Source organism: Dietzia sp. Cai40, from assembly GCF_014145165.1.
GTDB lineage: Bacteria > Actinomycetota > Actinomycetes > Mycobacteriales > Mycobacteriaceae > Dietzia > Dietzia natronolimnaea.
Genome location: NZ_JAALEB010000021.1, coordinates 1 through 4,573, shown reverse-complemented (window position 1 = coordinate 4,573; position 4,573 = coordinate 1). Strand labels below are relative to the sequence as shown.

The 4,573-nt window shown below is 70.9% G+C and carries 3 protein-coding genes; 2 read left to right on the top strand and 1 reads right to left on the bottom strand.

The window, feature by feature from the left end; genetic code table 11:
* Nucleotides 1–2,026: FdhF/YdeP family oxidoreductase (locus G6022_RS01210; protein WP_182690904.1), on the top strand; the 2,026-nt coding region annotated here is incomplete at its 5' end.
* 185 nt (nucleotides 2,027–2,211) lie between these two features.
* On the opposite strand, the gene G6022_RS01205 is transcribed toward G6022_RS01210, so the two are convergent.
* Complete coding sequence (locus G6022_RS01205; protein WP_304815450.1) at nucleotides 2,212–3,855, bottom strand: MFS transporter; 1,644 nt, start codon at nucleotides 3,853–3,855, stop codon at nucleotides 2,212–2,214.
* A gap of 104 nt (nucleotides 3,856–3,959) precedes the next feature.
* On the opposite strand from G6022_RS01205, the gene G6022_RS01200 reads away from it, so the two are divergent.
* Nucleotides 3,960–4,573, top strand: a 614-nt coding sequence (locus tag G6022_RS01200; protein ID WP_179524169.1) for a TetR/AcrR family transcriptional regulator, incomplete at its 3' end; no start/stop codon positions are given.

Here is a 4,573-nt window from a genome sequence, read left to right as displayed (position 1 = left end):
CGCCCACCCGATCCGCGAGCTGTGGGACAAGACCGAGTACTGGCTGGGCAACCAGGGCCGGATCACCGAGCCGGTGGTGCTCAGGCCCGGCGACGAGCACTACTCTCCGATCGGCTGGCGGGAGGCGTTCGCGCTCATGGCCGAGCACGTCACCGCCACCTCGCCCGACCGCTGCGTGTTCTACACCTCCGGTCGGACGGCCAACGAGACCGCGTTCATGTACCAACTTCTCGCGCGGTCCATCGGCACCAACAACCTGCCCGACTGCTCCAACATGTGCCACGAGTCCTCCGGGTCGGCCATGACGCCCACGATCGGCATCGGCAAGGGGACTGTCTCGCTCGAGGATTTCGATCACGCGGACGTCATCCTCGTCGTCGGACAGAATCCCGGCACCAACCACCCACGGATGCTCTCCACCCTCACCGACGCCCGGCGGCGCGGGGCCCACGTGGTGGCGGTCAACCCGTTGCCCGAGGCCGGACTGCTGGGGTTCGCCGATCCGCAGTCCCCCACCGGGATCGCCAAGAGCCTGGTCGAGGGCGGGGGCGAGACCGTCTCGGATGACTTCCTGCAGATCAAGGTGGGTGGCGACCTCGCGCTGTTCCAGGCCCTGGGCCACCTGCTGCTCCGGGCCGAGGAGGCCGCGCCCGGCACGGTCGTGGACCGCGACTTCGTGGACACGTGCACCGAGGGCTTCCGGGACTACGCCGCCGCGCGTGCCGAGCTTGACTGGGAGACCACCGAGCGGGCCACGGGTCTGCGCCGCGACCAGGTCGAGCGACTGGCGACGCTGCTCGTGCACTCGCGGGGCACGATCATCTGCTGGGCTCTGGGACTCACGCAGCAGCCCCACTCGGTGGACACCCTGCGCGAGATCGTCAACGTCCTGCTGCTGCAGGGCAACTTCGGCAAGCCCGGGGCCGGCGCCTGCCCGGTCCGCGGCCACTCGAACGTGCAGGGCGACCGGACCATGGGGATCTGGGAGAAGCCGGGCGCGACGTTGTTGGACGGGCTCGACGACGAGTTCGGCATCGCCTCGCCGCGTGAGCACGGCTACGACTCGACCGAGACGCTCGAGGCGTTCGAGCGCGGTGACGTGGACGTGTTCGTCTCCATGGGCGGCAACTTCGCCAAGGCCTGTTCGGACACCGACGTCCTCGAGAAGGGGATGCAACGCACCGGGCTGACCGTCCACGTGTCGACCAAGCCCAACCGCTCCCACGTGGTCCACGGGCAGACGTCGCTCATCCTCCCGACTCTCGGGCGGACGGACCGCGACGACCGCCACCCCGGGGGCGCACAGTTCGTCTCGGTGGAGGACTCGATGTCGGTGATCCGCTCGTCCCAGGGGCGGCTGGAGCCGGTGTCGGAGCAGTTGCTCAGCGAACCGCAGATCGTCGCGGGCATGGCGGAGGCGATCCTCGGTCACGACCACCCGGTGGGGTGGCGCGCGATGGCGGAGGACTACGACGTGATCCGCGACCACATCGCGCGGGTGATCCCCGGCTTCACCGACTACAACCGGCGGGTGCGACAGAAGTCCGGGTTCGTGCTGCCCAACCCGCCGCGCGACACCCGGTCCTTCGCCACCCCGTCCGGGCGCGCGCACTTCACGGTGTCACCGCTCGAGTGGCTGGAGGCCCCGGCCGGGCACCTGATCCTGCAGACCATGCGGTCCCACGACCAGTACAACACCACTTTCTACGGTCTCGACGACCGCTACCGGGGCATCTCCGAGGGGCGCCGGGTGATCCTCGTGAACCCGGATGACCTGCGCGACCTGGGCCTCGCGGACCGCCAACTGGTCGACGTGGTGAGTGTGTTCACCGGCTCGGACGGCGTGACCAGCGAGCGCAGGGCGGAGGAGTTCCGGCTGGTGTCCTACCCGACGGCCCGCGGCTGCTGCGCGGCCTACTTCCCCGAGGCCAACAACCTGGTCCACCGTCAGAACGTGGCGCGGGAGTCCAACACGCCCGGTTTCAAGGCGGTGACCGTCCGGTTCGAGCCGCGAAGCGAGCGCTAGCGAGCGCTAGCGAGCGCTAGCGAGCGCAGCGGCGAGTAACCGGCGCACGGGCGGAGCCCGGTTCGAGCCGCGGAGCGAGCGCTAGCGAGGGTGGGCGGCCCGCCGCTCACCTGTGCATCCGCTCGTGCGCTCGCCGTACGCCTCAGCCGCTGCGCTCTCGCGTGCACCGCCGCGCACGCGCGTGTTCATGGTCGGGGGCGGGTCCCCCGGTTGCGGGCAGGCGCGGAAGCGGATGCCATCGAGGCGGGTTCGGAACCGCCGGCGACCCCGGCGTCCCCCGCAGCAGCAGCAGCAGCCGCCGCAGCCGCATCGGCCGTCTCCGATTCGCCGTGGGGGACGTAACCCCGCCCGGGGGCCACGAACAGCAGCACCACCGCAGCGCCCGCCGCGACCAGCCCCAGCGCGAACAGTGCGTCGGAGATCCCGGTCACGAAGACGTCGGCGGCGGCGTCGACTATCCCCTGGAGCGCCGGCCCGGCCACGGCGACGAACTCCACCGCGCCGGCGAACGAGCTCTCCACCGCCTGCCGCCCGGACTCGGGCACGCCGGGCAGGACGTCGACGATCCCGGTGGCGTAGCGGCCGGCCAGGATGCTGCCCGAGAGCGCGATGCCGATCGCGGCTCCCACCTCGCGCATCGCGTCGTTGACGGCGGCGGCCACCCCCTGTTCGTCGACGGAGATGTCAGAGACGATCGCCGAGGTCGCCGGCGCCGTCGAGAGCCCCAGACCCACGCCCGCCGCGAGCATCGGCCACATGATGTCCCAGTACGTGGAGTCGACGCCCAGCCGGGAGAGCAGGATCATCCCGGCCGCGATCGCGCCGACGCCCACCACGGAGACGACCCGCAGTCCGACCACGGCGGTGATGCGGGGCGAGACCAACGAGAAGAGCAGGACCGGCAGCGCCATCGGTGCCAACGCCAGGGAGGCGGCGATCGGGTCGTACCCCTTGACCAACTGCAGGTACTGCACGATCAGCAGGAAGAACCCGAAGATCGTCAGGAACTGCATCCCGACGGAGATGGAACCCGTGGCGAAGCCCCGGCGGCGGAAGTACCGCACGTCGAGGAGTGGGTCGGTGGCACGGAGTTCGACCAGGACGAAGGCCAGCAGGCTCACCGCGGCCACGATGAGGGTGACGACGACGAGGGGGTCGGAGAAACTCGTGTGCGCACCCTCGATGAGGCCGAAGACGACGCCGCCGACCGCGAGCGCCGAGAACACGGATCCCAGCACGTCCGGCCGCCCGTGCCGGGACGCCACGGATTCACCGATCGTGAGGGCGGCCAGGAGCACCAGCAGACCGATGCCGGAGTAGACCACGAAGATCGCCTTCCACGACCACACCTCCAGCATGACCCCCGAGCTGAGCAGGCCGACGATCCCGCCGATACCCGCGAACCCGGCCCACATGCCCACCGCGGAGCCGCGACGTTCGGACGGGAAACTGGCGGTGAGCAGCGAGAGCGTGGAGGGCATGACGAACGCCGCGCCCACTCCGGCCACCGCACGCAGGACGATCACCCAGAGCGGCGAGTCCAGCCAGATGGGCAGGGCCGAGGACACGGTGAACAGGGCCAGCCCCACGATGAGGGTGGCCCGGCGGCCGAAGCGGTCGCCCAGGGCGCCTGCGGTGAGCACGAGCGCGGCGAGCGCCAGCGTGTAGGAATCGACGATCCAGGTGAGCTGGGCCTGGGTTGCCCCGGTGGCCACGGCGATGTCCGGGAGGGAGGTGTATAGCGCGGACATCGTGGCGACGACCAGCGACACCGCCACGATGTTGACGAACAGCAGCCAGCGGCGCCGTCCGGTGGTCAGTTCCAGCACTTCGGCTCCCTGGGGTCGGAGGTGGCGACATCTGAAGAAACGATACCGCCGGTATCGGTCGGGTCACCACACCGTATCCCACCGGGGGCCGTCACAATGGACCCATGCAGTCTCCGACCGATCCGCGCCGCGCCCGCTCGCGGGGAAAACTCCTGGACGCCGCGGTGGACCTGCTCCTGTCAGGTGGTGCCGCGGCGGTGACGGTGGACGCGGTCACCCGCGTGTCCGGCGTCGCCCGGACCACGCTGTACCGCAACTTCCCCTCCACCGACTCACTGATCGCGGCGGCGTTCCGGCGCCTGCTGCCGGCGCCGGAGCCGCCTCCGAGTGACGCCCCGGTGCGCGATCAACTCGTCCAGCTGTGCACGTCCATGACGCGCCTGATCCAGGACGCCCCGCTCCAGCAGTCGATGTGGGGATGGCTGGCGATGGGCCGGGGTGCCGGGGACGACGACGAGGTGGGCGAGCTGCGCCGCGGCGTCGTGGACTCCTACGCCGCCCCCCTGCACGCCGTCCTGTCCACCGCCGAGTCCGCCGGAACCCTGATCCCCGGGGACCGCGACCTGGCGGTGGCCCAGCTCGCCGGGCCGGTGGTCCTCGCGCGCATGATCGGACTGCGACCGTTCACCGCCGCGGACATCGAGATGCTCGTCGACGACTTCCTGCGCAGCCGCCTCGCGGGGGAGGCGGCCCGGCACCGCGCGGTGGCCGACTCGTG